Annotated in this window: 31 protein-coding genes and 2 pseudogenes; 12 read left to right on the top strand and 21 right to left on the bottom strand. The window is 39.4% G+C overall.

All coding sequences use genetic code 11. The features are described 5' to 3' along the window. Positions 1-11: 11 nt before the first annotated feature. The 5 genes from mutY to yjbM form a co-directional block, all read right to left on the bottom strand. Positions 12-1,190 carry an A/G-specific adenine glycosylase gene (mutY, locus tag BWR56_RS04945; protein WP_049505847.1) on the bottom strand — a complete coding sequence of 393 codons (1,179 nt, stop codon included), beginning with the start codon at positions 1,188-1,190 and terminating at the stop codon, positions 12-14. A gap of 82 nt (positions 1,191-1,272) precedes the next feature. Beyond that, positions 1,273-2,247 (bottom strand): phosphate acetyltransferase, encoded by a 975-nt coding sequence (pta, locus tag BWR56_RS04950; protein WP_076984563.1) that lies wholly within the window; start codon positions 2,245-2,247, stop codon positions 1,273-1,275. 43 nt (positions 2,248-2,290) lie between these two features. Continuing rightward, positions 2,291-3,187, bottom strand: coding sequence for an RluA family pseudouridine synthase (locus tag BWR56_RS04955; protein WP_049505849.1), 897 nt, complete (start codon positions 3,185-3,187; stop codon positions 2,291-2,293). Further along, the gene (locus BWR56_RS04960) at positions 3,184-4,002 is read right to left on the bottom strand and encodes an NAD kinase (RefSeq protein WP_000799063.1); all 819 of its coding nucleotides are present in this window, start codon (positions 4,000-4,002) and stop codon (positions 3,184-3,186) included. Before BWR56_RS04960 ends, BWR56_RS04955 begins: the two co-directional genes overlap by 4 nt. Next, on the bottom strand, positions 3,986-4,657 hold the full coding sequence (gene yjbM / locus BWR56_RS04965) for a GTP diphosphokinase (RefSeq protein ID WP_000151555.1): 672 nt from the start codon (positions 4,655-4,657) through the stop codon (positions 3,986-3,988). Before yjbM ends, BWR56_RS04960 begins: the two co-directional genes overlap by 17 nt. Positions 4,658-4,785: 128 nt before the next feature. On the opposite strand from yjbM, the gene BWR56_RS04970 reads away from it, so the two are divergent. The 7 genes from BWR56_RS04970 to BWR56_RS05000 all read left to right on the top strand — a co-directional run bounded on the left by BWR56_RS04970 (position 4,786) and on the right by BWR56_RS05000 (position 9,555). Further along, positions 4,786-5,355, top strand: coding sequence for a CYTH domain-containing protein (locus tag BWR56_RS04970; RefSeq protein ID WP_049505850.1), 570 nt, complete (start codon positions 4,786-4,788; stop codon positions 5,353-5,355). A 112-nt stretch (positions 5,356-5,467) separates the two neighbouring features. After that, entirely contained in the window at positions 5,468-6,427 is a 960-nt protein-coding gene (locus tag BWR56_RS04975) for a ribose-phosphate diphosphokinase (protein ID WP_049505851.1), read from the top strand. Between the two features lie 9 nt (positions 6,428-6,436). After that, complete coding sequence (locus BWR56_RS04980) at positions 6,437-7,552, top strand: cysteine desulfurase family protein (RefSeq protein ID WP_049505852.1); 1,116 nt, start codon at positions 6,437-6,439, stop codon at positions 7,550-7,552. Between the two features lie 4 nt (positions 7,553-7,556). Next, the gene (locus BWR56_RS04985) at positions 7,557-7,904 is read left to right on the top strand and encodes a DUF1831 domain-containing protein (RefSeq protein ID WP_000863526.1); all 348 of its coding nucleotides are present in this window, start codon (positions 7,557-7,559) and stop codon (positions 7,902-7,904) included. 6 nt (positions 7,905-7,910) lie between these two features. Then, positions 7,911-8,126, top strand: coding sequence for a DUF4649 family protein (locus BWR56_RS04990; RefSeq protein WP_000286091.1), 216 nt, complete (start codon positions 7,911-7,913; stop codon positions 8,124-8,126). Positions 8,127-8,208: 82 nt separating this feature from the next. After that, on the top strand, positions 8,209-8,850 hold the full coding sequence (locus BWR56_RS04995; RefSeq protein ID WP_000653409.1) for a redox-sensing transcriptional repressor Rex: 642 nt from the start codon (positions 8,209-8,211) through the stop codon (positions 8,848-8,850). A 15-nt stretch (positions 8,851-8,865) separates the two neighbouring features. After that, complete coding sequence (locus BWR56_RS05000) at positions 8,866-9,555, top strand: gamma-glutamyl-gamma-aminobutyrate hydrolase family protein (RefSeq protein WP_076984564.1); 690 nt, start codon at positions 8,866-8,868, stop codon at positions 9,553-9,555. On the opposite strand, the gene radC is transcribed toward BWR56_RS05000, so the two are convergent. The 3 genes from radC to BWR56_RS05015 form a co-directional block, all read right to left on the bottom strand. Then, positions 9,552-10,232 (bottom strand): RadC family protein, encoded by a 681-nt coding sequence (gene radC, locus BWR56_RS05005; protein WP_000286942.1) that lies wholly within the window; start codon positions 10,230-10,232, stop codon positions 9,552-9,554. The two genes, BWR56_RS05000 and radC, sit on opposite strands and share 4 nt — an antisense overlap. A 42-nt stretch (positions 10,233-10,274) precedes the next feature. Continuing rightward, a complete protein-coding gene (gene pcrA / locus BWR56_RS05010; protein ID WP_076984565.1) occupies positions 10,275-12,566 on the bottom strand; it encodes a DNA helicase PcrA in 2,292 nt (763 codons plus the stop codon). 183 nt (positions 12,567-12,749) lie between these two features. Further along, positions 12,750-14,420: a formate--tetrahydrofolate ligase gene (locus tag BWR56_RS05015; protein WP_076984566.1), complete on the bottom strand. Its 1,671-nt coding sequence runs from the start codon at positions 14,418-14,420 to the stop codon at positions 12,750-12,752. Positions 14,421-14,648: 228 nt separating this feature from the next. Here BWR56_RS05015 and coaB point away from each other — a divergent pair, with 228 nt between their 5' ends. The 3 genes from coaB to BWR56_RS05030 are packed head-to-tail and all read left to right on the top strand — an operon-like array spanning position 14,649 to position 16,448. Then, positions 14,649-15,338, top strand: a complete 690-nt coding sequence (gene coaB, locus BWR56_RS05020) for a phosphopantothenate--cysteine ligase (RefSeq protein WP_076984567.1) — start codon at positions 14,649-14,651, stop codon at positions 15,336-15,338. 11 nt (positions 15,339-15,349) lie between these two features. Next, entirely contained in the window at positions 15,350-15,901 is a 552-nt protein-coding gene (coaC, locus tag BWR56_RS05025; RefSeq protein WP_049505859.1) for a phosphopantothenoylcysteine decarboxylase, read from the top strand. Further along, positions 15,885-16,448, top strand: a complete 564-nt coding sequence (locus BWR56_RS05030; protein ID WP_076984568.1) for an ECF transporter S component — start codon at positions 15,885-15,887, stop codon at positions 16,446-16,448. The genes coaC and BWR56_RS05030 overlap by 17 nt, the downstream gene beginning before the upstream one ends. 41 nt (positions 16,449-16,489) lie before the next feature. Here the strand turns inward: BWR56_RS05030 and BWR56_RS05035 are convergent, their stop codons facing one another. After that, complete coding sequence (locus tag BWR56_RS05035; protein WP_076984569.1) at positions 16,490-16,849, bottom strand: hypothetical protein; 360 nt, start codon at positions 16,847-16,849, stop codon at positions 16,490-16,492. A gap of 135 nt (positions 16,850-16,984) precedes the next feature. Between BWR56_RS05035 and BWR56_RS05040 the strand changes: the two genes are divergently transcribed. Beyond that, positions 16,985-17,512 carry an ECF transporter S component gene (locus BWR56_RS05040; RefSeq protein ID WP_061407120.1) on the top strand — a complete coding sequence of 176 codons (528 nt, stop codon included), beginning with the start codon at positions 16,985-16,987 and terminating at the stop codon, positions 17,510-17,512. 11 nt (positions 17,513-17,523) lie between these two features. Further along, positions 17,524-18,039: a transcription repressor NadR gene (locus tag BWR56_RS05045; protein WP_000159158.1), complete on the top strand. Its 516-nt coding sequence runs from the start codon at positions 17,524-17,526 to the stop codon at positions 18,037-18,039. On the opposite strand, the pseudogene BWR56_RS05050 reads toward BWR56_RS05045, so the two are convergent. The 12 genes and pseudogenes from BWR56_RS05050 to uvrB all read right to left on the bottom strand — a co-directional run. Next, positions 18,036-18,185 (bottom strand): annotated as a pseudogene (locus BWR56_RS05050) (8-oxo-dGTP diphosphatase); the annotation flags it as partial. The gene BWR56_RS05045 and the pseudogene BWR56_RS05050 sit on opposite strands and share 4 nt — an antisense overlap. Before the next feature lie 116 nt (positions 18,186-18,301). After that, on the bottom strand, positions 18,302-19,075 hold the full coding sequence (locus BWR56_RS05055; RefSeq protein WP_061420927.1) for a class I SAM-dependent methyltransferase: 774 nt from the start codon (positions 19,073-19,075) through the stop codon (positions 18,302-18,304). A 205-nt stretch (positions 19,076-19,280) separates the two neighbouring features. Continuing rightward, a complete protein-coding gene (locus BWR56_RS05060; RefSeq protein WP_076984570.1) occupies positions 19,281-19,748 on the bottom strand; it encodes an 8-oxo-dGTP diphosphatase in 468 nt (155 codons plus the stop codon). Between the two features lie 23 nt (positions 19,749-19,771). Then, a complete protein-coding gene (locus BWR56_RS05065; RefSeq protein WP_076984571.1) occupies positions 19,772-20,212 on the bottom strand; it encodes a hypothetical protein in 441 nt (146 codons plus the stop codon). After that, complete coding sequence (locus BWR56_RS05070; RefSeq protein WP_076984572.1) at positions 20,190-20,747, bottom strand: hypothetical protein; 558 nt, start codon at positions 20,745-20,747, stop codon at positions 20,190-20,192. The genes BWR56_RS05065 and BWR56_RS05070 overlap by 23 nt, the downstream gene beginning before the upstream one ends. A gap of 495 nt (positions 20,748-21,242) precedes the next feature. Next, a complete protein-coding gene (locus BWR56_RS05080; RefSeq protein WP_061420916.1) occupies positions 21,243-21,746 on the bottom strand; it encodes a hypothetical protein in 504 nt (167 codons plus the stop codon). An 89-nt stretch (positions 21,747-21,835) separates the two neighbouring features. Further along, positions 21,836-22,339, bottom strand: a complete 504-nt coding sequence (locus BWR56_RS05085) for a GNAT family N-acetyltransferase (protein WP_076984574.1) — start codon at positions 22,337-22,339, stop codon at positions 21,836-21,838. After that, positions 22,305-22,868, bottom strand: a complete 564-nt coding sequence (locus tag BWR56_RS05090; protein ID WP_061420912.1) for a GNAT family N-acetyltransferase — start codon at positions 22,866-22,868, stop codon at positions 22,305-22,307. Before BWR56_RS05090 ends, BWR56_RS05085 begins: the two co-directional genes overlap by 35 nt. A gap of 8 nt (positions 22,869-22,876) precedes the next feature. Then, positions 22,877-23,503: an NAD(P)H-dependent oxidoreductase gene (locus BWR56_RS05095; protein ID WP_061420910.1), complete on the bottom strand. Its 627-nt coding sequence runs from the start codon at positions 23,501-23,503 to the stop codon at positions 22,877-22,879. A gap of 14 nt (positions 23,504-23,517) precedes the next feature. After that, a pseudogene (locus BWR56_RS05100) lies at positions 23,518-23,718 on the bottom strand (UvrB/UvrC motif-containing protein); the annotation flags it as partial. A 79-nt stretch (positions 23,719-23,797) separates the two neighbouring features. Then, positions 23,798-24,835, bottom strand: coding sequence for an acyltransferase (locus BWR56_RS05105; protein ID WP_076984575.1), 1,038 nt, complete (start codon positions 24,833-24,835; stop codon positions 23,798-23,800). Positions 24,836-24,875: 40 nt separating this feature from the next. Then, on the bottom strand, positions 24,876-26,864 hold the full coding sequence (gene uvrB / locus BWR56_RS05110) for an excinuclease ABC subunit UvrB (RefSeq protein WP_076984576.1): 1,989 nt from the start codon (positions 26,862-26,864) through the stop codon (positions 24,876-24,878). Between the last annotated feature and the right edge of the window lie 6 nt (positions 26,865-26,870).

Here is a 26,870-nt window from a genome sequence, read left to right on the forward strand (position 1 = left end):
GGCACAAATGGCTACTGTAGGCCTTCATCTTCAAAACTTGTTTTATAAGCCTGCCAAATTTTTTGTTGAGGCTTCGCAAGTGGATAATCAGAAAACTCCTGAGGAGAAACCCAGCGAATTTCTCTGTCCGAAAACTGTTTTGTTTCCAACACTTGACCAGCTAGGATTTGAATGTGCCATTTCCGATGACTAAATACATGCTTGACCTGGTCAAATACTTGCTGGGACCAATTCACTTCTAAATCATAATCCTGCTCAAAGTTTTCTTGAGGGCTTGGTCCAAATGCTCTGCTTTCCTCTTTGACTTGTGAAAAGAGATCTAGCTGATCGTCATCACTTGAGAAATCATCAACTTCGATCAAGGGGAAGTGCCAAAAACCGGCTAGTAGTTTCTCGCTTTCATTTTTCTCAAGTAGATATTGACCACGGTCATTGCGTACAACTAAAGCCTTGAGATAAATTGGGAGAGGTTTTTTCTTGGGTTCTTTAATCGGATATACATCCATAGTTCCGTTCTGATAGGCTGCGCTAAAGTCCTTAACAGGGCTTTCTTCTGGTCGAGGGTTAACCGGAGACTCTATATCAGAACCTAAATCCATCAGAGCTTGGTTAAAATCACCTGGTCGTTTCGGGTCAATCAAGATTTCCATCATAGCTTGGAAAATCTTTCGATTGCTGGGAACTCCGATATCATGGTTAACTTCAAACAAGCGTGCCAAAACTCGCATGACATTACCATCGACCGCTGGCTCAGGCAGGTTAAAAGCGATACTGGAAATAGCTCCCGCAGTGTATGGGCCAATCCCTTTCAGAATAGAAATTCCTTCATAGGTGTTTGGAAATTGCCCCCCAAAGTCAGTCATAATCTGCTGAGCTGCAGCCTGCATATTGCGCACTCGAGAATAATAACCCAAACCTTCCCAAGCCTTCAGCAGACGCTCTTCAGGGGCATTCGCCAGACTTTCAACAGTTGGAAACCAGTCCAAGAATCGTTCGTAGTATGGGATAACTGTATCAACTCTAGTCTGCTGAAGCATGATTTCAGATACCCAGATATGATAAGGATTTTTACTTCTACGCCAGGGTAAATCTCTTTTGTTTTCATCATACCAAGTGAGAAGTTTCTCACGGAAAGAAATAATCTTCTCCTCTGGCCACATGACGATACCGTATTCTTTCAAATCTAACATATATCTAGTATAACATAGAAGCTTCTAACTGTCCTTTTCTCAGTACTAAAAAGCCTCTTCCCATGGGAAAGAGGACTAAATCTTATTGATGAACTGCTTGAGCTGCTGTGATAAGGGTCAACTTGTACACATCATCTGCATTACATCCACGAGAAAGGTCGTTAACTGGTTTGTTCAATCCTTGCAAAACAGGTCCGACAGCCGCAAAACCACCGAGACGTTCAGCCATCTTATAACCAATATTTCCTGCTTCGATACCTGGGAAGACAAAGACATTTGCTTGACCAGCTACATTACTTCCTGGAGCTTTAAGAGCTGCAGTTTCAGGAACAAAGGCCGCATCAAATTGCAACTCACCATCAATCTCAAGGTCAGGACGCAAGTCGTGAGCAATTTTAGTAGCCTCCACTACCTTATCAACACTTTCACCAAAACCTGAACCTTTAGTAGAATAGCTTAGCATAGCAATTTTAGGTTCAATACCAAACATCTTAGCTGTGATTGCTGAGTTGATCGCAATTTCAGCCAAGGCTTCTGCATCTGGATTGATGTTAATGGCACAGTCTCCAAATAGGTAACGTTCTGTACCACGAACCATGAGAAAGGCACCTGAAGTACGCGTTACATTTGGACGAGTTTTAATGATTTGAAGGGCTGGGCGAACTGTTGAAGCAGTTGAGTGAATCGCACCAGATACCATACCGTCAATCAAGCCCAAGTAGACTAGCATCACACCAAAGTAGTTGACATCATCAACCAAAACTTTGCGCGCTTCTTCTTCAGTCATTTTGCCCTTACGACGCTCTACTAAAGCAGCAACCATTTCTTCAAATCGAGGATAGTGTTGAGGGTCGATGACTTCATAACCATCCATGATCCCTTCGATTTCAAGATAAATTTTAATTTTTTCAGGGTTTCCGAGCAAAACAGGAATTACTTCTGTTTCTTTTACCAAGCGTTTTGTCGCTTGAAGAATACGAGGTTCTTCCCCTTCAGGGAGAACGATACGAGCATTTTTGCCAACTAGGTTGGCTTTGAGACTTTCAAAAACTTCCATTAGTTTTCTCCTTTAAGAAAATAAATTATACTCCAGATAGATTTTAAAGAGTATTAGTTGATAACTGAGTAATAAGATTGCTGAAATCATCCGGTAAGGGGCTTTCTAATTGCAAATCTTGCTCAAGAAAAGGATGATAAAAAGATAAATAATGACAATGCAGAGCCTGACGTTGGATACCATCATCCAAACTACCACCATACAAATCATCTCCCAACAAAGGAAAGCCGATGTGAGAAAAATGCACTCGTATCTGATGAGTTCGTCCAGTATGCAGATGAATATCGACTAGGTGAATATTTCCATAAGACGCTACAACTTTGTAAGATGTATGGGCGTATTTCCCACCTTTTGCAACCCGTCTCGTGATAATGGAATCTTCATCACGCGCAATCGGGGCGATAATCTCTCCTTCTGGCTCCAAGACACCATCTCCTTTAACCAGTGCAAAATACCTTTTTTCGATAGACTTTCGTTGCAGTTGCTTGTCCAACCGTGCATGAGCATAGCCGTGCTTGGCAAAGAGCATCAAACCAGAAGTATCTCTATCAAGCCTAGTCACGATGTGAACTTGCTGGTTTTCATAGTTTTGCTTGACATAGTAGCCCTTGATAAAATTGGCAATGGTATTGGAATGATTGACACTGGGGATGGAAGCTATTCCATAGGGCTTGTTCAAAACTAGAAAATGGTCATCCTCATAGAGAATATCCAGTGGACGATCGATGGCCTCCAAGGTTTCAAATCCTTCCTCTGCTGGAATGTCAATAGTCACCCTGTCTCCAATATCTAAGAGATAAGTCGCATTTTGAGGTTGGCCATTGACCAGAATAGCTCCACCTCGAAACTTAATCTTAGCCAAAAGTCCCTTAGAAACCTCATGTTTCTTGAGGAAGGTTTTGACTTTGACGTGCTCATCTGCGAGAAATTCGAACCTCATTCATCCACCTCTCCGATGAAGGCATCTTTGACACGATTCCAGAAACTAGTGTGGCTTGGAGTCGCTACGAAGTGGATCTTGTGATGGTCGATTTGATACTCAATCCGTTCGATATTACGGAAGGAATAGACGCTGTTATCGACTGATATCGTGTGGTAATCATTGCGTGTCGGCAAAAGTTCAATCTTATCTTTTTTGGGAATAATGATCGATGACCCCAAAGTGCGATAGACTCGGTTGTTAAGACTCGCTATCTCCGTCAACTGCAAGGCTTCAATGGTAGGATGCAAGACAGCTCCACCCAAGGATTTGTTGTAGGCGGTACTTCCCGTCGGCGTTGAAACAGTCACTCCATCTCCACGAAATCTCTCAAACGGAACGTGGTTAATGATGATATCCGCAACCATGGTCCGATCTGATCGACGGATACTGGCTTCATTTAAAGCACGGAAGATTTTCACTTCTCCATTTTCAAGCGTTACCTTGACATTCAAGACTGGATAGGAAACTTTGGCACCAGTATCTAGTAAAAGATTGGTCACCAACTGATCCAGCTCAAAATCACGATAATCTGTGTAAAATCCCAAATGCCCTGTATGAACACCTACAAATCGAACCTTGTCTAACTGATTCTCATACTTGTGAAAAGCAGACAAAAGCATCCCGTCGCCACCAATCGAAATGACGATGTCGGGATTGGTATCGTTCAGTATAAAATGTTGTTTCTTGAGTTTTTCCCTCAGCTCATGCAAGACCTTCTGACTTTGTGGCTTTCTATTTGCTATGAGGTCAACTCGTTTACCTGTATTCTTCATCTGTATCGTCACTATTTCCTACACCATCGTTTAGTTTTCTGCTCAATGGATCAAAGAGAGCCTGCGCTTCCTGGATATCATCACGAATCTTACCCATTTCTTCATCCAGTTGATAGGCTATTTTGGCCGTGATTTCCAGTCTTTTCCTGATTTCTTCTGGAAAATCGCCCTGATATTTATAATTGAGCGAGTGTTCAATCGTAGCCCAGAAATTCATGGCTAACGTCCGTATTTGAATCTCCGCCAAAATCGTCTTCGCTCCGTTGATCGTATCAACCGTGTACTCGACAACCACGTGATAAGAACGATAGCCCGAAGCCTTACGATGAGTGATATAGTCTCGTTCCTGAACGACTCTCATATCTTGGCGTTTACGTAGAATCTCAACTACCTCTTTAACGTCATCAACAAACTGAACCATGACACGTAAACCCGCAATATCTTGCAGATCATGTTCTAGACTTGCATAAGTAATTCCTCGACGAGCCATTTTTTCTTTGATACTTTCAATCGGTTTGACACGACCCGTTACAAACTCAATCGGAGAATGCTTGTTTTGCTTACGATACTGTTTGCGAATTCCCCGAAGTTTAATCTTCAATTCACCAACAGCCTGAATGTAAGGATCTAAAAATTCTTCCCATTCTATGGTCATACTTTCTCCCTTGTAATGTTTGATTGCTCTGTCGAAAATCTTTGATTTTTTCAGTACATTCGTATACAATAAATACATTGTCCATTATACCATAAATCGCTTTCAAAGATATAGAAAAGGTTGAAAAAATGAAACATTTAGAAATAGAATTGAAAACACTTCTGAAAAAAGAGGAATATGATCATCTAAAAAAACAGTTTTCCCATATCCAACCCGTCCTTCAGAAAAACTACTACATTGATACACCAGGTTTCCAATTGCGTGAAAAGAAGGTTGCCATGCGCATTCGCACTTTTGCAGATTGGGCGGAATTGACCTTAAAAGTGCCTCAAACTGTAGGAAATATGGAATACAACCAGAAACTAACTCTTCCAGAAGCTGAATCATACCTAGAAAAACAAAAACTACCTCAAGGGCTCGTTCTAGAGAAGCTTGCTAAGATTGGTATTGAAAGCCATGAATGGCTTGTTCTAGGCTGCCTTTCCACCCTTCGTTATGAAACGAAAACAGAAATTGGCTTAATGGCCTTAGATGAAAGTCACTACCTTGACCAGACGGACTATGAACTCGAGCTTGAAGTCACTGACCATGAAAAAGGCAAAGCCGATTTTCAGAGATTTTTAGATGAAAATCAGATAACTTATCAGAAAGCTCCATCAAAATTAATTCGTTTTATTAAAAGCATGAAAAAAAGCTGAAATAATCTCCTTTTTTTGGTAAAATAGAAAAGATAAAAATAATAGAATCATCATTAGGAAAAAGAGACTTTTCCTAATGATGATTCACAAAGTTTACAGAGGACGGTCTATAATGTCAGATAGAAACAACATGAAACTTTTCACCCTAAACTCTAACCCAGAAATCGCTCAAAAGATTGCTGATACTGTTGGTGTCCCTCTTGGAAAATTATCTTCACGTCAATTTTCTGATGGTGAAATCCAAGTCAATATCGAAGAGAGTGTTCGTGGTTATGACGTCTATATCATCCAATCAACAAGCTACCCTGTTAGCAATCACTTGATGGAACTCTTAATTATGGTTGATGCGTGTGTTCGCGCCAGTGCTCATAGTATCAACGTCGTCCTTCCTTACTTTGGCTATGCGCGTCAAGATCGTATCGCTTCTTCCCGTGAACCACTGACAGCTAAATTGGTTTCAAATATGTTAGTAAAAGCTGGGGTTGACCGTGTTCTAACTCTCGATCTCCATGCTGTACAGGTACAAGGTTTCTTCGACATTCCAGTGGACAATCTTTATACAATTCCTCTTTTTGCCAAACACTACTGTGACAAAGGTCTTCTTGGTTCTGATGTCGTTGTTGTTAGTCCAAAGAACTCTGGTGTTAAACGTGCTCGTAGCTTAGCTGAATACTTGGATGCTCCAATCGCTATCATAGACTATGCTCAAGACGACTCAGAACGCAGTGAAGGCTATATCATCGGGGATGTTGAAGGCAAGAAGGCTATCTTGATTGACGATATCCTAAATACTGGTCGTACTTTCTCTGAAGCAGCCAAAATCGTTGAACGTGAAGGCGCAACTGAGATTTATGCAGTTTCTAGTCACGGTTTATTCGTTGAAGGTGCTGCTGAACTTCTAGATGCAACTAACATTAAAGAAATCCTTGTGACTGACTCAGTAGCAACCAAAGAAAGAACTCCAGAAAATGTATGTTACATTACTGCTAGCGAATTAATCGGAGATGCGATTGTCCGCATCCATGAAAGAAAACCAGTCAGCCCGCTCTTTGCTTACAACAAAAAGAAATAAGGTGATTCTTTGATTTATTTGGACAATGCTGCTACGACTCCTATGTCAGCAGTAGCTATTGCAGAAATGACCAAGGTCATGCAAGAAACTCATGGTAATCCTTCTAGTATTCATAGTCATGGTCGGCAGGCTGGCAAACTCTTGCGAGAGGCTCGTCAGGACTTAGCCCACTTACTAGGAACCAAACCTCAACATATCTTTTTCACGTCTGGCGGTACAGAAAGTAACAATACAGCCATTATTGGCTATTGTCTCCGTCATCAAGACAATGGAAAACATATCATTACGACAGCTATTGAACACCATTCTGTGCTTGAGACTATCGATTATTTGGTTCAACATTTTGGTTTTGAAGCGACCATCATCCAACCAGTAAATCAAGAGATAACTGCCCAGCAAATTCAAGAAGCCTTACGTGACGATACCATTCTCGTTTCCACCATGTATGCTAATAATGAAACAGGTAGCCTCTTACCTATCGCTGAGATTGGACGTATTTTAAAAGATCATCCTATTGCTTATCATGTAGATGCTGTTCAAGCTATCGGGAAAATCCCTATCCATCCCGAGGAATTAGGAATTGATTTTCTCAGCGCTTCTGCCCACAAATTCCATGGACCAAAAGGAGTCGGCTTTCTTTATGCTTCTTCCGTGGACTTTGATTCCTACCTTCACGGTGGGGACCAAGAACAAAAGAAACGGGCTGGAACAGAAAATCTCGCTGCCATTGTAGGCATGGTCGCTGCTCTCAAAGAAGATTTAAATGACCAAGCTAAGCATTACCAAAAACTAAGTGCACTCAAATCTACTTTTTTAGAAGAAATTGCAGGTCTCGACTACTACCTCAATGAAAGTAACCACCAACTGCCTTATGTTTTTAATATCGGTTTTCCTGGTCAGAAAAATGATTTACTTTTACTTCGGTTAGATCTTGAAGGAATTTCAATTTCTACCGGTTCAGCTTGTGCTGCTGGTATTGTGCAAACCAGTCATGTGCTTGAAGCATTTTATGGACCAGATTCACATCGATTGAAAGAATCTGTCCGTATCAGTCTCTCTCCTCTTAACACTGAGGAGGAACTGAAACAACTCGCACAAACCTTAAAAAATATTATTGGAGATTAATCTAATGGCATTCGAAAAAACCATTAAACTACAAAACTGCCGCTACGACTACACACTTAGCCCAACTGTCAAAAAGTTCACACTGAAAGATAATACTTTCTTTGAAACAAAGGTTGGAAACTACGAACTGACTCGTTTGCTTGAGAAAGTACCCAACAGTGGTGAAGGTTTCAAGCTAAAAATCATCATCAACAAAGACCTTACAGGTGCTAAACTCAACATTACTGACAAGTCTGGCCTTCGTTTGGTGAATATCTTTAAATCAGAAGACCACCACATTCATCAAGAAAAATTCTACTTCCTCATGGACAGCCTTGTAGAACGCGGTATCTTCACTAAAGAAGAAAGATAATTGACTATGTATCGACTTACCTATCAAGATAACTATCACGTAGAACGTATACTTGAATATAAGGATTACGAAGAGCTCATGTTATCTCTATCTGGCTGTGTGACCCTACCTGATACTCTCCTAATCAGCTCCTTAACGCTGAATGATAAGGTGATTTATCAAGGATTGGTTGGCGATCTCTACCGTTTTCTATCACAAGCTCATTTTTCAGATAAAAACTAAGAAATTTCTTAGTTTTTTCTTGTTTTTGTTGATTTTTTCACAATGTTTCTATAAAATAGAAGAATAGAAAGGTTGTGATTTTGTGAAAGATAAACAGTCTGCTATTCCAAAAGCAACAGCAAAAAGGCTCTCTCTTTACTATCGAATTTTCAAGAGATTTCATGCAGAAAAAATCGAACGTGCCAACTCCAAGCAAATTGCAGAGGCTATCGGAATCGATTCTGCGACCGTTCGTCGGGATTTTTCCTATTTTGGTGAACTAGGTCGTCGTGGTTTTGGTTACGATGTCAAAAAATTGATGAATTTTTTTGCTGATCTCCTAAATGATAACTCCATTACAAATGTTATGCTGGTTGGGATTGGAAATATGGGCCATGCCCTTCTCCACTACCGCTTCCACGAGCGTAACAAGATGAAAATTATCATGGCCTTTGATCTAGATGACCATCCAGAAGTTGGAAGCCAGACACCTGATGGAATTCCAATCTATGGTATCTCACAGATCAAAGAAAAAATCAAAGAAGCAGATGTTAAAACTGCTATCCTAACTGTTCCAAGTGTTAAATCACAAGAAGTTGCCAATCTTTTGGTTGATGCAGGTATAAAAGGTATTCTCAGTTTTTCCCCTGTTCACCTTCACCTCCCAAAAGATGTGGTCGTTCAGTATGTCGATTTGACAAGCGAACTCCAAACCCTCCTCTATTTTATGCGTAAAGAGGATTAGAAAGCGAAAACATTTATGAAAAAACCAGTTATTGGGATTACAGGAAATGAAAAAGCTCATCCAGATGATGACATCATGATGAGCTATGCAGCAAAAGGCTTTGTTGAAGGAGTCAAGGACGCTGGCGGAATTCCAATCATCCTACCGATTGGTGATCAAGAAATGGCTGCCTATTACATCAGTATCATTGATAAGCTCATCCTAACGGGTGGGCAAAATGTTGATCCAAAATACTATGGTGAACCAAAGGCTATTGATAGTGATGACTACCACCTTCAAAGAGATATTTTTGAACTAGCACTTATCAAAGAAGCGATTAAGCAGAAGAAGCCAATTTTCTCTGTTTGTCGGGGTACTCAACTTTTCAATGTCGCCATGGGAGGCACGCTTCACCAAGATATCGAGGATCATTGGCAGGACTGTTCAGCCGAATACACGACACAACGTCTCGTAACGGAACCTGATACCATTCTCCGAGAAATCTATGGAGAAATCTCTCATATCAACTCCTTCCACCACCAGAGTATTAAAGATCTAGCTTCAAATCTTAAGGTTGTAGCACATGATCCTAAAGATGGAATCATTGAGGCTGTGACAACTACGGACGACTTTCCTTATCTTGGTGTCCAATGGCATCCTGAATTTCTCTTTGAAAATCGCCCCAAAGATAAAACTCTATTTGACTATGTTGTTAACGAACTCTAAATCAAATCCGTTTTTTCACGGTAACTAAAGTAATCCGAGTGAGAGACAATTAAATGATCCAGAAACACAATTCCCATCAGTTCGCAGGCTTCCTTGACTAGCTTAGTGACATGGTCGTCATTTCGACTAGGAGATACAGCACCAGATGGATGATTGTGAACGAGAATCACAGAGGTTGCCATATGCTTCAAAGCATAGTGAAGGATTTCCCTTGGTTCAGCGATGCTGCGTGTCGCAGATCCGATAAAAATGGTCTGTTGATGAATGATTTGATTTTGAGTATTGAGATAGAGCGCCACTAGGTGCTCTTGTTTTTTGTCGCCAAGTTCCTGTTGCATTTTCTTGGCTAGCTTTTGACTACTGAGAATACTTTCCATCTCAAGGGTTTCATGTTTGTGAATGCGATGTCCCAGTTCAATCACCGCTTGTAATTCAATGGCCTTAATCCGTCCAATACCAGACAAACTCTGCAATTCCTGCAGGGTCATTTTTTTCAGATCAGTTAGACTGGTCAAACTATTCAAGACTTTCTGAGCGATTTCAAAAACATTGGCCTGACGCGTTCCCGTTCTGAGCAGAATAGCTAGTAATTCTTGATTGCTCAGCGCCTCTACTCCTTCTTTAACTAGTCTTTCTCTAGGCAAGAGTGAATCTTCTTGGAATGAAATACTGTACATAAAAATCCTCCTCACTTTATTATTCGTGAGAAGGATGAAAAATTAGATTTTTTTCTCAATTGGAGCAACGCTGGCTAAGAGTTTTTTCAGACCGACTTCTGGGAAATTGATTTTCAATTCCTGAGTATCACCGCTACCAGAGACTTCCAGAACAGTTCCCTCTCCCCACTTCTTGTGGAGAGCAATATCACCAATAGACCAGCTTGTATCACTAGACGCTGATTTTGCAGCAGTTGCAAACTGTCCAAACGGAAGACCACTTGACTGGATAGAGCTTGGTGCAGCATTGCGTTTCCGTTCTTGAAGGGCCTGAGCTAAGCTCATACCTTGACCAAAGGCCACTCCACCACTGCTATAAGAGGCTTTAAAGCTAGTATTCGCTGGACGGGCCAAACCTTGATACTCAAGCAAGTCCGAACTAATTTCATTGATAAAACGAGTTGGACGGTTATAATTTGTACGACCGAAAAGCAAGCGTGAGTTGGCATTGGTCAGATAGAGGATCTTTTCTGCTCGTGTGATACCGACATAGGCCAAACGGCGTTCCTCTTCTAGCTCATCTGGATCTTCAGCTGCACGGCTAAGTGGAAAGACATTCTCCTCCATCCCGATGATAAAGACAACTGGGAACTCGAGTCCCTTAGCAGCGTGCAAGGTCATCAAGGTCACTTCTGATGTCTCCTGACTGCCTGAATCTGTGTCTGCAATCAAAGCCAAGTCATTCAAGAAACGACTGAATTTATCTAAACCTGTTTCCTCTTCTTGACTATCAGAATTGTCATCAAAATTCTTGGTAACAGATAGGAACTCTTCGATATTTTCAACCCGCGCCTTACTTTCCAAGGTTGCCTGAGCATTAAGAATATCGATATAACCTGTTTTTTCTAGAACAACCTCAACCAGCTCGGTGATAGTTAATTGATCCAGTTTTTCTCGCAAATCCAAGATCATATTGGCAAAGTCCCAAATTGACTGGGCTGCTTTTCCTTTGATGCCAGACAACATGATATTGGCTGAAGCATCCAGCATAGACATGTCTTGCATATTCGCAAAGTCGCGAATTTTCTCAACCGTTCCTGGGCCAATTCCACGTTTTGGTTCGTTAATAATGCGCTCAAAACTGATATTGTCACTTAAATTAGCGATAAGATTAAGGTAGGCGATAATATCACGGATTTCCTTACGGCTGTAGAACTTGGTCCCGCCGACCATAGTATAAGGAATATTGGACTTTAGGAGGGCCTCCTCAATAGTACGAGATTGAGCATTAGTACGGTAAAGCACTGCAAAGTCTTTGTGAAGGAAGTTTTGACTGCGACCAAGTTCATCGATGGTTTTGGCTACAAAAACAGCCTCATCTTGTTCGTCGTTAGCACGATAGTAAATTATCTGCTCCCCATCAGCATTCTGGGTCCAGAGATTCTTAGGACGACGATTTTTATTGTTTTTGATGACGTCATCGGCGGCTTGGAGAATGGTTTTGGTTGAACGGTAGTTTTCTTCTAACAAAACAACCTTGGCTTTGGGATAGTCTTTCTCAAAATCTAAGATATTTTGCATATCAGCCCCACGCCAACCGTAGATGGACTGGTCCGCATCTCCAACTACACAGATATTTTTAAAGCGTGAAGCCAAGAGTTTGACCAATTGATACTGGGCATGGTTAGTATCTTGGTACTCATCAACATGAATGTACTGGAACTTCTGCTGATAGTAGGTCAAGACATCAGGATTTTGATCAAAGAGACGCAGGGTCAGCATAATCAAATCATCAAAGTCAACGGACTCAGACTGACGAAGCTCCTTTTGATAAGCTGTATAACACTGAGCCACGATTTGCGTATACATATCACCAGCTTGAGCAGCATAAGCCACATCATCAATTAGGTCATTCTTAGCATTGGAAATGGTTCCCAAAATAGTCCGTTCATTCCATTTTTTCGGATCTAAGTTTAATTGCTTGAGAATGCGCTTCATAAGTGTTCGCTGTTCTCCTGGATCTACAATAGTGAAATTACGATTGTAGCCAATATGATCCGCATCACGACGTAGAATACGAACACACATGGAGTGAAAGGTCGCAATTAGACAGTCCTGGGTTGCTGGATTAAGGCTATAAGCACGCTCCTTCATCTCGCGCGCAGCCTTGTTGGTAAAGGTAATGGCCAAAATATTCCAAGGATTGACCATTTTTTCATCAATCAAGTAGGCGATTCTGTGAGTTAAAACACGAGTCTTTCCAGAACCAGCCCCCGCCATAATCAACAAGGGCCCTTCTGTCGTTTGCACCGCCTCAGCTTGACGGTCATTCATTCCATTCAATAATGCGTTCATTTTCTCTTCCTTACTCTTGAAGTCAATGTTTCTATTATATCAAAAATCAGGGAAAATATCTTTACCTAGACTGATTGCGTCTAGAAAGTAACTCTATCATCAGCTGAAGACAACTCCTCATATCTAGATAAAAAAATGAGCTTGGATATTATTTCCAAACTCATTTAAATCAATTGCAATTTACTAGAACAAGCCTAAAACGGTTCCATCACTTTCAACATCCATATTGAGAGCTGCAGGTCGTTTTGGAAGTCCTGGCATGGTCATGACATCACCAGTCAGGGCAACAATAAAGCCTGCACCTAATTTTGGTACCAATTCACGAATGGTAATTTCAAAGTTTTCTGGAGCTCCAAGTGCACTTGGGTTGTCAGAGAAACTGTACTGAGTTTTCGCCATACAGATTGGCAATTTGTCCCATCCGTTTTGAACGATTTGAGCGATTTGCGTTTGGGCTTTCTTCTCAAAGTTCACTTTGCTACCACGGTAGATTTCAGTGACAATTTTTTCAATCTTTTCTTGGACAGAAAGGTCATTGTCATAAAGACGTGTGTAGTTAGCTGGATTTTCTGAGATTGTATTGACAAGCGTTTCGGCAAGTTTTACACCACCTTTTGCCCCATCAGCCCAGACACTTGCTAGTTCAACTGGTACATCAATAGAAGCACAAAGTTCTTTCAAGGCTGCAATTTCAGCTTCTGTATCAGAGACAAATTCATTGATAGCTACAACTGCTGGAATACCAAACTTACGGATATTCTCAACGTGGCGTTTCAAGTTAGCAAAACCTGCACGAACTGCTTCTACATTTTCCTCTGTAAGAGCGTCTTTAGCCACACCACCATTCATCTTAAGGGCACGAAGGGTTGCGACGATGACTACTGCATCTGGAGAAGTTGGCAAGTTAGGCGTCTTGATGTCAAGGAATTTCTCAGCGCCAAGGTCCGCACCAAAACCAGCTTCAGTAACTGTGTAGTCCGCTAAGTGAAGGGCTGTAGTCGTTGCCAAAACAGAGTTACATCCATGAGCGATATTGGCAAATGGACCACCATGTACAAAGGCAGGTGTACCGTAAATTGTCTGAACCAAGTTCGGTTTGATAGCATCTTTCAGAATCAATGCTAAAGCCCCCTCAACCTGCAAATCACCAACAGAAACTGGCGTACGATCGTAACGATAGCCGATAACGATATTCGCCAAACGACGTTTCAAGTCTTCAATATCCGTAGCCAAGCAAAGAATGGCCATGATTTCTGAAGCAACTGTAATATCAAAACCATCCTCACGAGGAATACCGTTTAGAGGACCACCAAGTCCAACGGTCACATGACGAAGGGCACGGTCATTCAAGTCCACAACACGTTTCCAAAGAATACGACGTTGATCGATTCCCAGCTCATTTCCTTGGTGTAAGTGGTTGTCAATCAAGGCAGAAAGGGCATTATTAGCAGTTGTAATGGCATGCATATCCCCCGTAAAGTGAAGGTTGATGTCTTCCATTGGCAACACTTGGGCATAACCACCACCGGCTGCACCGCCCTTAATCCCCATGACTGGACCAAGAGATGGTTCGCGGATGGCAATCATGGTTTTCTTACCAATCTTATTCAAGGCATCCGCCAGACCAATGGTAATGGTTGATTTCCCTTCACCTGCAGGTGTTGGGTTGATGGCAGTAACCAAGATCAATTTCCCAACTGGATTGCTCTCAACTGCACGAATTTTATCAAAGCTGAGTTTAGCCTTATACTTTCCATATAATTCCAAATCATCGTAAGAAATGCCCAATTTCTCAACAACATCAACGATTGGTTTCAATTCAATACTCTGTGCGATTTCAATATCTGTTTTCATTCAAAACTCCTCTAACCTCTAATGTGATAATTCATTATAACACAAAACAAGATTTTTAACATCCATAAACTCTCTAAACGTTCGTAAATATCCTGATTTTCAAGATTTTTAGGGCTCTTTTAAAAATTTTATATGGCTTTATAGTTATAAACTATAGTGTAGCTTTGTTTTAGCAAAATTTTATCGCTTTCATTTTACTTACTGTTTATTTTTGTGTACAATAGTCCTATGAAAATTTTAGTCACATCGGGCGGTACCAGTGAAGCTATTGATAGTGTCCGCTCTATTACTAACCATTCTACAGGTCGTTTGGGGAAAATCATCACAGAAACCTTGCTTGCTGCGGGGCATGAAGTTTGTTTGATAACGACAAAACGAGCTTTGAAGCCAGAAGCTCATCCCAACTTAAGCATTCGAGAAATTGACAATACCAACGACCTTCTAGTTGTGATGCAAGAACTTGTTAAGGAATATCAGGTCTTAATCCACTCAATGGCCGTATCTGATTACACTCCTGTTTATATGACAGGGCTTGAGGAAGTTCAGGCTAGCCCTAATTTGGAAGAATTTTTAAGCAAGCAGAATCATCAGACTAAGATTTCTTCAACTGATGAGGTTCAGGTCTTATTCCTGAAAAAAACACCCAAAATCATCTCTCTGGTCAAAGAATGGAATCCTGCCATTCATCTGATTGGGTTTAAATTGCTGGTTGATGTCTCTGAGGATTATCTCATTGAGATCGCACGAAAGAGTCTTATCAAGAACCAAGCAGACTTAATCATTGCAAATGACCTGACTCAAATTTCAGCAAATCAGCATCGCGCAATCTTTGTTGAGAAAGAGCAACTCCAAACCGTTCAAACCAAAGAAGAAATCGCAAACCTCCTTCTTGAAAAAATTCAAGCATACGATTCATAGAAAGGAAAGCCATGGCAAATATTCTCATCGCAGTGACAGGTTCCATTGCCTCCTATAAATCAGCTGACTTAGTCAGTTCCTTGAAGAAACAAGGCCATCAGATCACTGTCTTAATGACTGAGGCAGCGAGAGAGTTTATCCAACCGTTGACACTACAGGTCCTCTCTCAAAATCCTGTCCACCTTGATGTCATGAAGGAACCAGCTCCTGATCAAGTCAATCATATCGAACTAGGCAAAAGAACTGACCTTTTTATTGTAGCCCCAGCTACTGCTAATACCATTGCAAAGTTAGCACACGGATTTGCTGACAACATGGTGACAAGCACAGCGCTTGCCCTGCCAAACCACGTCAAAAAGTTAGTCGCACCAGCCATGAATACAAAAATGTATGACCATCCGGCAACTCAGGCTAATCTAAAAATATTAGAGACCTATGGTTATCAGATCATCTCTCCAAAAGAATCTCTACTAGCCTGTGGCGATCACGGCAAAGGCGCCCTAGCTGACCTGAATACTATTTTAGAAAGAATAAAGGAAACCCTCGATGAACAAACACTCTAACATTGCACCGATTGCTATCTTTTTTGCAGTTATGCTCGTTATCCACTTTTTGAGTTCTCTCCTATTTAACCTTTTCCCATTCCCAATCAAACCAACTATCGTTCATATTCCAGTAATCATTGCTAGTATCATCTATGGTCCTCGGGTTGGGGTTACACTTGGTTTTCTTATGGGACTATTGAGCTTAACGGTAAACACGATTACCATCCTTCCAACCAGCTACCTCTTCTCACCTTTCGTACCGAACGGAAACATTTACTCTGCGATTATCGCTATTGTTCCTCGCATTTTGATTGGTCTGACACCTTACTTGGTTTATAAATTATTAAAAAACAGAACAGGTCTCATCTTTGCTGGTGCTCTCGGTTCCCTTACCAACACCGTCTTTGTCCTTGGGGGAATCTTCTTCCTTTTTGGAAATGTCTTCGACGGCAATATTCAAAAACTCCTTGCAACCGTTATTTCTACAAACTCAATTGCCGAGCTTGTCATTTCTGCCGTTCTAACAGTAGCAATTGTCCCCCGTCTCGAAACCTTGAAGAAATAAAAAATCAACTCCACTTTCATTCTGAAGGTGGAGTTTAGCATTTAAAACATGAGAAACATCAATAGAATGTGAAAGCCAAAGCGCAGGAGCTGATACGAAAGAGGTGTAGGTTGCTGACTTTTCTGGCTATCCAAATATAGGGTTAGTGATAGAAAAATCAAACCAAATGCAATCACCAATCTGACGAAATAAGCAATTTCGAGTATTGCTGCCATCAAAAGAAAACCTAATAAAGGAAGGCTAAAGAGTGAAACAGCCAGGCTACTTGCTAATAGAGAGAGTAGCGAAAGGACCAATAAACTATAAACTAGGAAGCGAGTCCAACCTGAGACTACTTTCCCTTCACTTTTCTGTTTTGACATCATCACGATTACCACTATTAGGTAAACAAAAAGTATCATCACATTTTCTCCTCGTTTCCTATTATTCTTTACCACATTTTAACCAAATTTTCCTGAAAAATCAATAATACTTCTTGACTTGATTGGTGATTTATTGTACTATACTTGTGTATATACAGATAAATGGAGGTTCTTATGGATATACGGAAAAAAACGCAGTTTATGACTATGACTGCCCTACTCACTGCAATAGCGATTTTGATTCCAATCATTATGCCTTTTAAAATCGTTATCCCACCGGCTTCTTACACCTTGGGGAGTCATATCCCCATCTTTATCGCCATGTTTCTTTCGCCTTTGATGGCTGCTTTTGTGATTATTGCTTCTAGTCTCGGTTTCCTGATGGCAGGCTACCCTATGGTTATTGTCCTACGCGCCTTTTCTCACATCGTTTTTGGTACTTTGGGGGCTTTGTACTTAAAGAAATTCCCTGAAACCTTGGATAAACCAAAGACATCTTGGATTTTTAACTTTGTTTTGGGTGTTGTTCATGCTATCGCTGAAGTAATAGCTTGTATTATCTTCTATGCTACTTCAGGGACAAATGTTGAAAATATGTTTTATGTTCTCTTTGTCCTAGTTGGTTTTGGCACAATCGTCCATAGTATGGTAGACTATACATTAGCACTAGCTGTCTATAAAGTACTTCGAAAACGTCGCTAAAAGGAAAAACTATGACAAAGGATCGCAAACAAGCTCTTCTCAAACTGTTAAAAGAGGCGCCAAAAGCTCTCAATGGTCAAACCTTGGCTGAGCACTTCCATGTTACTCGTCAGGTCATTGTACAGGACATCGCTATTCTCCGAGCAGATGGAGCTCCTATCCTATCCACCAATCGTGGCTATATCTACAAAGAAAATGATGCCAGCCCCTACGTCCACAAACTCTTTAAAGTGAAACATGAACTGGAAGAAATCGGTCAGGAACTACTAGCCATTGTAGATAATGGCGGTCGTGTTCAAAATATCTTAATCGATCATCCCGTTTATGGCGAAATTGAAACCCTACTCAAACTCACTTGCCGCCGAGATGTCCAGCACTTTCTGGAACAAGTCGAGAATTCAGACTTTAGACCCCTTTCTGAATTGACAGACGGCATCCATTACCACCTTGTTGAAGCAGAAACACAACAAGACCTCCACTATATCGAGGAGGCCTTGGATCAGTTAGGTTATTTGGTAAAAGACTAGAAAATTTCTTTCTCCCAGCCGTCCTCTGTACGGTGGCGATAGAAGAACTCTGACTTGTCAGGTGCTTCCATCATTTCCATCAAAGGCAATATATCATAGGCCAGTTCCAAATTTGGAATCTGGTCTTTTTGCACCCAAGATACTTCTTCAAATCTAAAAATTTGAGGTTTATATATGGAGAATTAGCTGTAACATGCTCTAAACACTATCCGTTTAATTTTACATTGAAAATTTTCTCCAAATTTTTTACAATATCGTTCCCTTAATTTTCTTTTCGAGCAATAAACATACCATATTCTTTAGGAATGATTAACATACCCTTATGAAAATTCATTTCTAATCTTTTACGAATGACTTTTTCTTCTAGCGAACCAATTTCTGAAATTCCTTTAAAGGATTGGATGTATTTAACTAGGTCATCTATACTAGTTACCTGTAACTCATCATCATAGAGTAATGTTTCGACAGAGCCAAAATACATACTCAGTTGGCTTTTGCCATTTTGTAAAGTAAACGTTTTATTTTCCAAATCTTGATTGATCTCATCTTTAAATAAACTTGCTAAATAATCTACAACTCCATTTTCACCAAATGTGGCACAGTAAAAAATACCTCCTGTTTTTAAGATTCTATTCACCTCGGAGAGAGCTTTAGGAATATCATTTACATGATGTAAAAGCATATTAGCAATAACAATATCAAACGTTTCATTCTCAAAAGAAATCTTTTGAATATCCATTATTGTATAGTTGACATTGTTCCTATTTCCAATCACTGACTTCGTTGTTTTTACCATATCTTTAGAAAAATCTGTAACAACCAACTGCTTCATTCTATCAATAGAATCACTATTACTTTTCCATAGTTCTCCTGTACCACATCCCAATTCTAGGACCTTTACTTCATCAGTGATTTGGTAGTTGAAAAATATCCAATTATTAAACCCTAATTTATTTTTTGAATATTTCTTATGTAGTTTTACTCTAATATCAAGATTATCTTGTTTTGCATATTGTTCAATTACCCTATCAGCCATTTTCTTTTACTTCCTTTCATATCTTAAGATTATACCATAAAATAAAATATCTCCGATTTCAAAATTGAAGGTGGAGATTGTTAAAGATAAAGATAGAAAAGAAGAATAGGAAATTTTGAAGTATTCAGTTGACATACACCGACATACTTATCCTATATTTAAGTACCAATCATTAAAGGTTAACACCGTTCCAGTAATCATACAACTAGAAAATTTCTTTTTCCCAGCCGTCCTCTGTGCGGTGGCGATAGAAGAACTCAGACTTGTCAGGTGCTTCCATCATTTCCATCAGAGGCAACATATCATAGGCCAGATCCAAATTTGGAATCTGGTCTTTTGGTACCCAAGATACTTCTCCTTCATCTGAAGATTGGAGATTCCCAGTAAACTTTGTCGCCTTATAACAAAAAACGATGTAGCGCCCACCTGTATCTAAGGGCCAATTTTTAATGCCGACTAGTTGAGGATTTTGAATGGTCAGGCCAGTTTCTTCGTATATTTCACGAATGACAGACTCGGCAAAGGCCTCGCCATTCTCAACATGTCCTCCTGGAAAGGCATAGCCAGACCAGAGATTGTTTTCAGGAGAGCGATATTGCATGACTACTTGCTTGGTTTCAATGTCTTCAATCAGACAGATATTGGTTAAAATAGTTGCTTGGGCACGGGACATAGATTTGCTCGCTTTCTAAGTTGTTATATGCTTTTTTCGAACTTGATATCAGATTTCATGATGAATGGATTAATCAACTCGTGATGTTCATAAGTAGTACGGGCCAAAAAACCTCTAACAATGGTGATTTCTTTATCTTGTATGTGATAGTCTATATTGATGGGAATGGCTGGATCCGACATAATTGACAAAGCAAAAAATGCTGCAAACCAAAGATAAAGTGCCACCAATCCACTAAATATTTGAAAAATAAGGTGGTACCATTGAAAATCTCTTATTCTATAAAAGATTCTCCAGGGATGGATTAAGCAGGTCAAACAAAGAATGAAAAACCAACTATTCCACAAAATTGGAGTAAAGGATAGACCAAAAACTAACAACACCAAATGAAGAACCATAAAAGTCAGCAAGACCAGATAGAGGTTTTTAAATGAAAATAACTTAACTAGATTTTCTTTTGTCATGATTTTTCCTCTTTTTGCCATTATATTTCAAAATCACTATCACTATCGCTGGAATAAAGAAAAAGATTAGATAAGTAGCAATTGGAAGCCAGATGTAGCGATAATCAACAGATAATAGGGAAGGAATTTTTTTAACATTTCTCCCTTTCACCCCAACAATTAAGTGGAGAAGAAAAATAGGTCCATTTATGTATAGAAAAGGTTCTAAAAATTCTTGTACTGAATCCTTATTGCTAAAACCATCTCTAAAAATACCTTGATAGAGTGTGTGCACCAAAAAGACAAAATTCATAATAATTGGCAAGACATAGGACATTTCCTGATATGGTTTTGGGATAAGTGACGTCCCGAACAACACATACATGATACCAAAAATAGAAAATAATATTATGCCACCATCCATAAAAGAAGCAAGCTTTGGATGCCTTCCCATCCACAATTGGACGTGAGCTATCAAAGAATCCTTTTTATGGATTTTTCTCATTTTTCTGTTCTTTTGTTTGATCTTCTTTGGTTTCTTAATCTTTCGTTCCATTTTCGCCTCCTTCTTCTCTTTTCTTTCTGTATAATCAAAAGCAGAATGCCCAGCCCCAAGAAAAAGAAAAAGAGATAACTTACAATAGGAACCCAGACATATGCTGGATCCATAGAAATTATAGGAGGGAAATTCGTTGACTTACGACGTCCTAGCCAATTCAGACCTACCAAGAGATGAAAGGGAAAAAGAAGACCATTGAACCCAATAAATCCCCATGAAAAGTAACGCCATTTCTGAAGTTTATCACTACTAAAACGAAAGACAAGGAAATAGGTTGATAAGATCAGAAGGATAAGATTGAAGCTTAAGGGGGAAAGATAGTTTATGTTCGGTAATAGGTAACTAATGTAAGAGGCGGCAAGAAATGATACAAACATAGATCCAAATAATACACTCGTATCCAAAAGTTGACCAATCCTTCTGTGCCTTTCCATCCAAAGAAAAATCCTTTTAGTCCAAGAAGGCTTTTCTTTTGTCTTGTACTTCATTTGTCTACTCATCTTCATTTTCATCTACTCCTTTTTTTGAACCTTTAGAGAGAAAGAAGATTGCCAAAGTTAACATCAAGACTAGAAGGTAGACGACAATAGGAAACCAGATATAGGATGACTCCAGTGAAAACAAAGGTGATAGAACAACTCTTCCTCTTTTTCTCACGCCAATCAGTTGAAAAATGAAGCTAAGGATATTGATATAAATAAAGGGTTCACAAAATCTTTTAAGGGTCCTTTCTTTTTCAGTTTTCACTGACAAAAAGAGAGCATAGAACCTATTACCCAAGATAAAAAGATTCAATTGCAAGGGAAATAGGAGTTCTCTGTACCGAAAATCAGCTGGAAGGCTTTTGTTTTGTGATGTTGTAAATTCTATAACTAGGAACAATATGATATAAAAGAACATATCAAGCATAAATTTGACAAATCGATGCCCTTGTAACCAAAAACGAACAGAATCTAAGCCTGATGACTTCTTATACTTCGTCTCTTTCAAATTCATAATAACTTCCCTCTATTTATAATATAATCTAAAACATGATTGTTTGTTCATTGCGTAATCTGAAAACAAAATCGCAATTCTACCAGTATTTAACTCTCAGATTTTGAGGATTTCTTACGTACCATTCTAATTTCAGTGATAGGTTTTCCAAGGTCAAGTATTTTTTCTTGCCCATCAAAAGTAAAACCCATTTTTTGATAGAAATCAATGGCTCGCTTATTCTCTTTTAATACCCATAAAAATATTTCAGAGAACTGTTCAAGAGTCGTCAGAGCTTCCTTCATTAACTTCTGAGCAATACCTTCTCCATAATAGTCTTTTAAAACATATAAGGCAATGATCTCACCAGCTTGGATAGTCTCATCACGAAAGTTTCCATAACTGATAAAACCAACTACCTTCATGCCATCCATCGCGATCAATGTATTTTCTGGATATTTTTGACTAAAAAATCGACATCTTTCTAATGTCATCGTCTCCTGAAATTCTGCAGGTAAAAGGTCATCATAAGCCTCTCTCCACGTTTGCCAATGAACGAGAGACTTGCTTTCTATCTCTTCAGGAGTTACCATTTGTTTGATAGTTAGGTTCATTTATTTTTCTCCATTCTTCTCTCAGAATACCATATTTAATACTATCAAAATATTTGCCTTGGTAATAACGAACTTTTGGAATATGAGCTTCTTTTTTCATTCTTAATTTTTCAGCAAGTTTTACCATACCAAGATTTCCTGACCAAGTTGTCAAACCAAGATGCTCCAACACCAAGTAATCCTTAAATGTCCGATCTATCCATTGTAGCATAGCAGCTTTTCCAATGCCAGAGTTCCAAAATTTGTTATCATAAATACAAATCCCCAATTCCATCCATCTTGTTTGTTTACATACCCAGTAGCGCGAAACAGTCCCAACTAATTTATCATCAACAAAAATACCAAGGCGATTTGAGTTGTTTAGAGTAGATTCTGATTTTTGTAGTTTAAATTCTTGAAAATTAGGAAAATGCTGATAATCGTCATAATAGGGAGCATCATACTGTTTCCAAATTGGATTAGATTGTGAATAAGCAATTTCCCACAAAGACACCAAATCTTCTTCAATTAGTTTTCTTAAATAAACCATACTTTTTCCTAATCCAACGCCTTGACTTCCTCAGCAACTTTTTGCAGATATTTTTGTCTTATAGAATTTGTATTCACCTCACGCCCTAACTCACCCAAAATTGAAACTTTCTTTGTTTTAATACCGCAGTGATTTAGGACAGCATTCTTTAATACTGATATTCCATAACTGTCTGGGATATTGATAGGACCTGAAAATACTTTGTACCACCATGTTGGTGCCATTGATGTTGCGTAAATACTGGCTGTTTTTCCTTTTAGTAACTTTTTAAACTGCTGACCTCTTAAGTAGTTCCAAATAAAACTTCCTTTATTATTGGCAGAGTAAGCAATTCCTGGCGTGAAAACACGATCGATCCAACCCTTCAATAAACTAGGCATACTACTCCACCAAATTGGATAAACAAAAATGAAATGATCTGCCCACTGGATTAATTCCTGAGAGCGAAGTATGAAAGAGTCCTCTTCCATCCGTTTTCGATAACCATAACGTAATACGGGATCAAAATCTATCTCATTTAGATTAATAGATTCAAGCTCATGATGATTTGAGTCAATATTTTCTACAATCGTTCGAAAAATTTCTTGACAGAAACTTCCCTTGTCAGGATGTCCATTGATGACTAAAATTTTCATTCATTTTCTCCTATCTAACCCAACGCCTTGACTTCCAGCATCATATCTCGGATCTGAGCTGCTAGTTCAAAGTCAAGCACTTCGACGGCTTCCTGCATTTGTTTTTCTAGTTTCTTAACAAGTTCTTTACGTTCCTGTTTATTAAGGCTATTAATATCGACTTCCTTGTCCTCTTCCTTGGCAACTGCCTTAGTCACGGCGATTAGATCACGGATAAGTTCAGTAAACCTTAAGTTCTCAGTGAAGTGTATATTTTAATGCGTCTTGCTCCTATTTTAATAAGACAATAAAGTTTTAAGTCTGTTTAAGATTTTTAACACTCTTTATTAAAGTAAGAATATACGCCATTAATTTATTTCTAAAATACTCAATCATAGCGCCAGAAAAGAACAGGGCCAGTGTCATAACTAGAATCATAATGACAAAAATGGGAAATTCTTGTTCTTCAACTAAAGTATGGATGGTTGGTATAATTCTTCTAAAAATAAGAGGATGTACATGAAACAGATAACCCCCCAAAGTTAGTGGAGATATTAAAAGAACTAGTCTCTTAAAAGTTAAGGGAATATCTTTAATATTCAAGAAGAGTAAAAATATTGCTATTCCTTGCAGTGTGACCGTAGGAGAAATATAACTTCTCCACTGTTCAAAACCAAACCAGCACAATATAAAAGTTAAACTAGTTAGAAATAAAATGAATCCACTAACATTACGTATTTGAAAACGACTTTCATAATTTGATTTTCTAATTATTGCTCCTATAGTGTACAAAAGAATCATCCATAATACACTATATCCACCCCACAAGCCCAGAATATCTTGTTTAAATACTGTAGGTATGACAGAAAAGTATATAAATGCTCCACTAACAATTGGAAGCAATTGTTCTTTTTTCAATGTCAACACTGCTTGATTCAAAAATGGTGCTATTAAGACTAAACCAAAATAGCAACTCATATACCAATACTGTCCATGACTTATTGGAGTTAAAGCTGAAAACCAATCACTTAAGTTAACAGATGATTTTGAAAAAATAGCAAATACAAAAGTAATTGAAATAGTATAGAAAATAATCTGTATCCAAAAACTAAACATTTTTTTATAACTAAATTGTGAATAAAGACCGACATACCCACTGATTAAAATATAAATATTTACAGCTGAATATGAGAAAGCTTCTAAAAAATTGGCAAAAATATAGTAAAAATCTTTTTGACTATCAACTTTCTCCAAAATTCCTCCCATACCCAAAACATGTAAGTTGCAAATCATCAACATAGCTAGAATTCTACAACATTCAATGCCTATGTGTTTAGTTTTTTTTGCTGTCATATTATGTCTCTCTATATATTTCTATTTCTTTATAATTTTTTCAGTTTAACGCCTTCACTTCCAACATCATGTCACGTATCTGAGCTGCCAGTTCAAAATCAAGCACTTCGACGGCTTCTTGCATTTGTTTTTTGAGTTTTTTGACGAGTTCCTTGCGTTCTTGTTTGTTGAGGCTATTGATATCGACTTCCTTGTCCTCTTCCTTGGCAACTGCCTTGGTCACGGCAATAAGATCACGGATTTCTTTCTTAATGGTTTGTGGTACAATACCATGTTCTTCATTATAGGCCATCTGGATTTTCCGACGGCGGGCCGTTTCATCGATGGCACGTTGCATAGACTGAGTAATCGTGTCCGCATACATGATGACATGTCCTTCGCTATTACGGGCAGCACGTCCAATGGTCTGGATGAGGCCACGTTCGTTACGAAGGAAACCTTCCTTGTCAGCATCTAGAATAGCAACCAAACTTACTTCAGGTACGTCAATCCCTTCACGGAGCAAATTGATTCCGACCAAGACATCAAAAACACCCAAGCGTAGGTCGCGGATAATCTCTGTCCGTTCCAAGGTCTTGATATCCGAGTGCATATACTTGACCTTGATGCCCATTTCTTTGAAGTAGTCAGTCAAGTCTTCTGCCATCTTCTTGGTCAAGGTTGTGATAAAGGTACGTTCATTCTTTTCAACACGGGCATTGATTTCACCTAGGAGGTCATCAATCTGTCCCATAGTTGGACGGACTTCCACTTCAGGGTCCAAAAGACCTGTCGGACGAATAATTTGCTCAATCACTGTCTCGGTCTGTTCATTTTCATAGTCGCCTGGTGTCGCTGAAACGTAAACAATCTGATGCACATGACTCTCAAACTCTTCCCGACGAAGAGGACGGTTGTCTAGGGCAGAAGGTAAACGGAAACCATAATTAACTAGCATTTCCTTACGAGAACGGTCTCCATTATACATGCCCTTGATTTGCCCCATGGTCATGTGACTTTCATCAATCATGATCAAGAAATCATCTGGGAAAAAGTCGAGAAGCGTATAAGGAGGCTCTCCTTCACTACGACCATCCATGTGGCGTGAGTAGTTCTCAACCCCATTTGTATAACCCATCTCACGTAGCATTTCGATATCATACTCTGTCCGTTGTTTCAAGCGTTGTGCTTCTAGCAGTTTGCCTTCCTTCTCAAAGACAGCTAACTGCTCCTCCAACTCTGCCTGAATCTTGGCAATGGCAACTTCCATGTGGTCGTCATTGGTCACAAAGTGAGTGGCAGGGAAGATCGCCAAATGATCCACTTCTCCCAATACCTGACCTGTCAAAGCCTCAACCTCACGGATACGGTCAATCTCATCTCCGAAAAACTCTACTCGAAAAGCGTGTTCATCACGAGAAGCTGGGAAAATCTCCACCACATCCCCGCGAACGCGAAATCTTCCCCGTTGGAAATCAATATCATTGCGTTCAAACTGAATATCCACCAAGTCATTCAAGAGTTTGTCACGAGAAATCTCCAGACCTGGACGGAGACTAACGACACTATCAGCATATTCCTTTGGCGAACCCAAACCATAGATACAAGAGACAGAAGCCACGACGATGACATCATTGCGCTCCAGAAGGGCTGAAGTCGCTGAGTGACGGAGCTTGTCAATCTCATCATTGACTGAGCTATCCTTCTCAATATAGGTATCACTCGAAGGAACATAGGCCTCGGGTTGGTAATAATCATAGTAGGATACGAAGTACTCAACAGCATTTTCAGGGAAAAATTCCTTAAACTCCCCATAGAGCTGACCAGCTAGGGTTTTGTTATGGGCAATGACCAAAGTTGGTTTATTGACTTTGGAAATGACCTGACTCATGGTATAGGTCTTCCCTGTACCCGTCGCCCCCATCAGAATCTGAGCCTTTTCTCCACCCTCGATATTGTCAACCAACTGCTCAATCGCTTGGGGTTGATCTCCTGAAGGTTCATATTTTGATACTAGTTTAAATTTATTATCTGTAATTCTATTAATCATGATTGC

The sequence above is a fragment of the Streptococcus oralis genome (assembly GCF_001983955.1).
Classification (GTDB): Bacteria; Bacillota; Bacilli; order Lactobacillales; family Streptococcaceae; genus Streptococcus; species Streptococcus jiangnanensis.

Coding starts and splice junctions, on each gene's coding strand:
- mutY (WP_049505847.1), bottom strand. CDS start 1,190: ATGTTAGATTTGAAAGAATACGGTATCGTCATGTGGCCAGAGGAGAAG.
- pta (WP_076984563.1), bottom strand. CDS start 2,247: ATGGAAGTTTTTGAAAGTCTCAAAGCCAACCTAGTTGGCAAAAATGCT.
- BWR56_RS04955 (WP_049505849.1), bottom strand. CDS start 3,187: ATGAGGTTCGAATTTCTCGCAGATGAGCACGTCAAAGTCAAAACCTTC.
- BWR56_RS04960 (WP_000799063.1), bottom strand. CDS start 4,002: ATGAAGAATACAGGTAAACGAGTTGACCTCATAGCAAATAGAAAGCCA.
- yjbM (WP_000151555.1), bottom strand. CDS start 4,657: ATGACCATAGAATGGGAAGAATTTTTAGATCCTTACATTCAGGCTGTT.
- BWR56_RS04970 (WP_049505850.1), top strand. CDS start 4,786: ATGAAACATTTAGAAATAGAATTGAAAACACTTCTGAAAAAAGAGGAA.
- BWR56_RS04975 (WP_049505851.1), top strand. CDS start 5,468: ATGTCAGATAGAAACAACATGAAACTTTTCACCCTAAACTCTAACCCA.
- BWR56_RS04985 (WP_000863526.1), top strand. CDS start 7,557: ATGGCATTCGAAAAAACCATTAAACTACAAAACTGCCGCTACGACTAC.
- BWR56_RS04990 (WP_000286091.1), top strand. CDS start 7,911: ATGTATCGACTTACCTATCAAGATAACTATCACGTAGAACGTATACTT.
- BWR56_RS05000 (WP_076984564.1), top strand. CDS start 8,866: ATGAAAAAACCAGTTATTGGGATTACAGGAAATGAAAAAGCTCATCCA.
- radC (WP_000286942.1), bottom strand. CDS start 10,232: ATGTACAGTATTTCATTCCAAGAAGATTCACTCTTGCCTAGAGAAAGA.
- pcrA (WP_076984565.1), bottom strand. CDS start 12,566: ATGAACGCATTATTGAATGGAATGAATGACCGTCAAGCTGAGGCGGTG.
- BWR56_RS05015 (WP_076984566.1), bottom strand. CDS start 14,420: ATGAAAACAGATATTGAAATCGCACAGAGTATTGAATTGAAACCAATC.
- coaB (WP_076984567.1), top strand. CDS start 14,649: ATGAAAATTTTAGTCACATCGGGCGGTACCAGTGAAGCTATTGATAGT.
- coaC (WP_049505859.1), top strand. CDS start 15,350: ATGGCAAATATTCTCATCGCAGTGACAGGTTCCATTGCCTCCTATAAA.
- BWR56_RS05030 (WP_076984568.1), top strand. CDS start 15,885: ATGAACAAACACTCTAACATTGCACCGATTGCTATCTTTTTTGCAGTT.
- BWR56_RS05035 (WP_076984569.1), bottom strand. CDS start 16,849: ATGATACTTTTTGTTTACCTAATAGTGGTAATCGTGATGATGTCAAAA.
- BWR56_RS05040 (WP_061407120.1), top strand. CDS start 16,985: ATGGATATACGGAAAAAAACGCAGTTTATGACTATGACTGCCCTACTC.
- BWR56_RS05045 (WP_000159158.1), top strand. CDS start 17,524: ATGACAAAGGATCGCAAACAAGCTCTTCTCAAACTGTTAAAAGAGGCG.
- BWR56_RS05055 (WP_061420927.1), bottom strand. CDS start 19,075: ATGGCTGATAGGGTAATTGAACAATATGCAAAACAAGATAATCTTGAT.
- BWR56_RS05060 (WP_076984570.1), bottom strand. CDS start 19,748: ATGTCCCGTGCCCAAGCAACTATTTTAACCAATATCTGTCTGATTGAA.
- BWR56_RS05065 (WP_076984571.1), bottom strand. CDS start 20,212: ATGACAAAAGAAAATCTAGTTAAGTTATTTTCATTTAAAAACCTCTAT.
- BWR56_RS05070 (WP_076984572.1), bottom strand. CDS start 20,747: ATGGAACGAAAGATTAAGAAACCAAAGAAGATCAAACAAAAGAACAGA.
- BWR56_RS05080 (WP_061420916.1), bottom strand. CDS start 21,746: ATGAATTTGAAAGAGACGAAGTATAAGAAGTCATCAGGCTTAGATTCT.
- BWR56_RS05085 (WP_076984574.1), bottom strand. CDS start 22,339: ATGAACCTAACTATCAAACAAATGGTAACTCCTGAAGAGATAGAAAGC.
- BWR56_RS05090 (WP_061420912.1), bottom strand. CDS start 22,868: ATGGTTTATTTAAGAAAACTAATTGAAGAAGATTTGGTGTCTTTGTGG.
- BWR56_RS05095 (WP_061420910.1), bottom strand. CDS start 23,503: ATGAAAATTTTAGTCATCAATGGACATCCTGACAAGGGAAGTTTCTGT.
- BWR56_RS05105 (WP_076984575.1), bottom strand. CDS start 24,835: ATGACAGCAAAAAAAACTAAACACATAGGCATTGAATGTTGTAGAATT.
- uvrB (WP_076984576.1), bottom strand. CDS start 26,864: ATGATTAATAGAATTACAGATAATAAATTTAAACTAGTATCAAAATAT.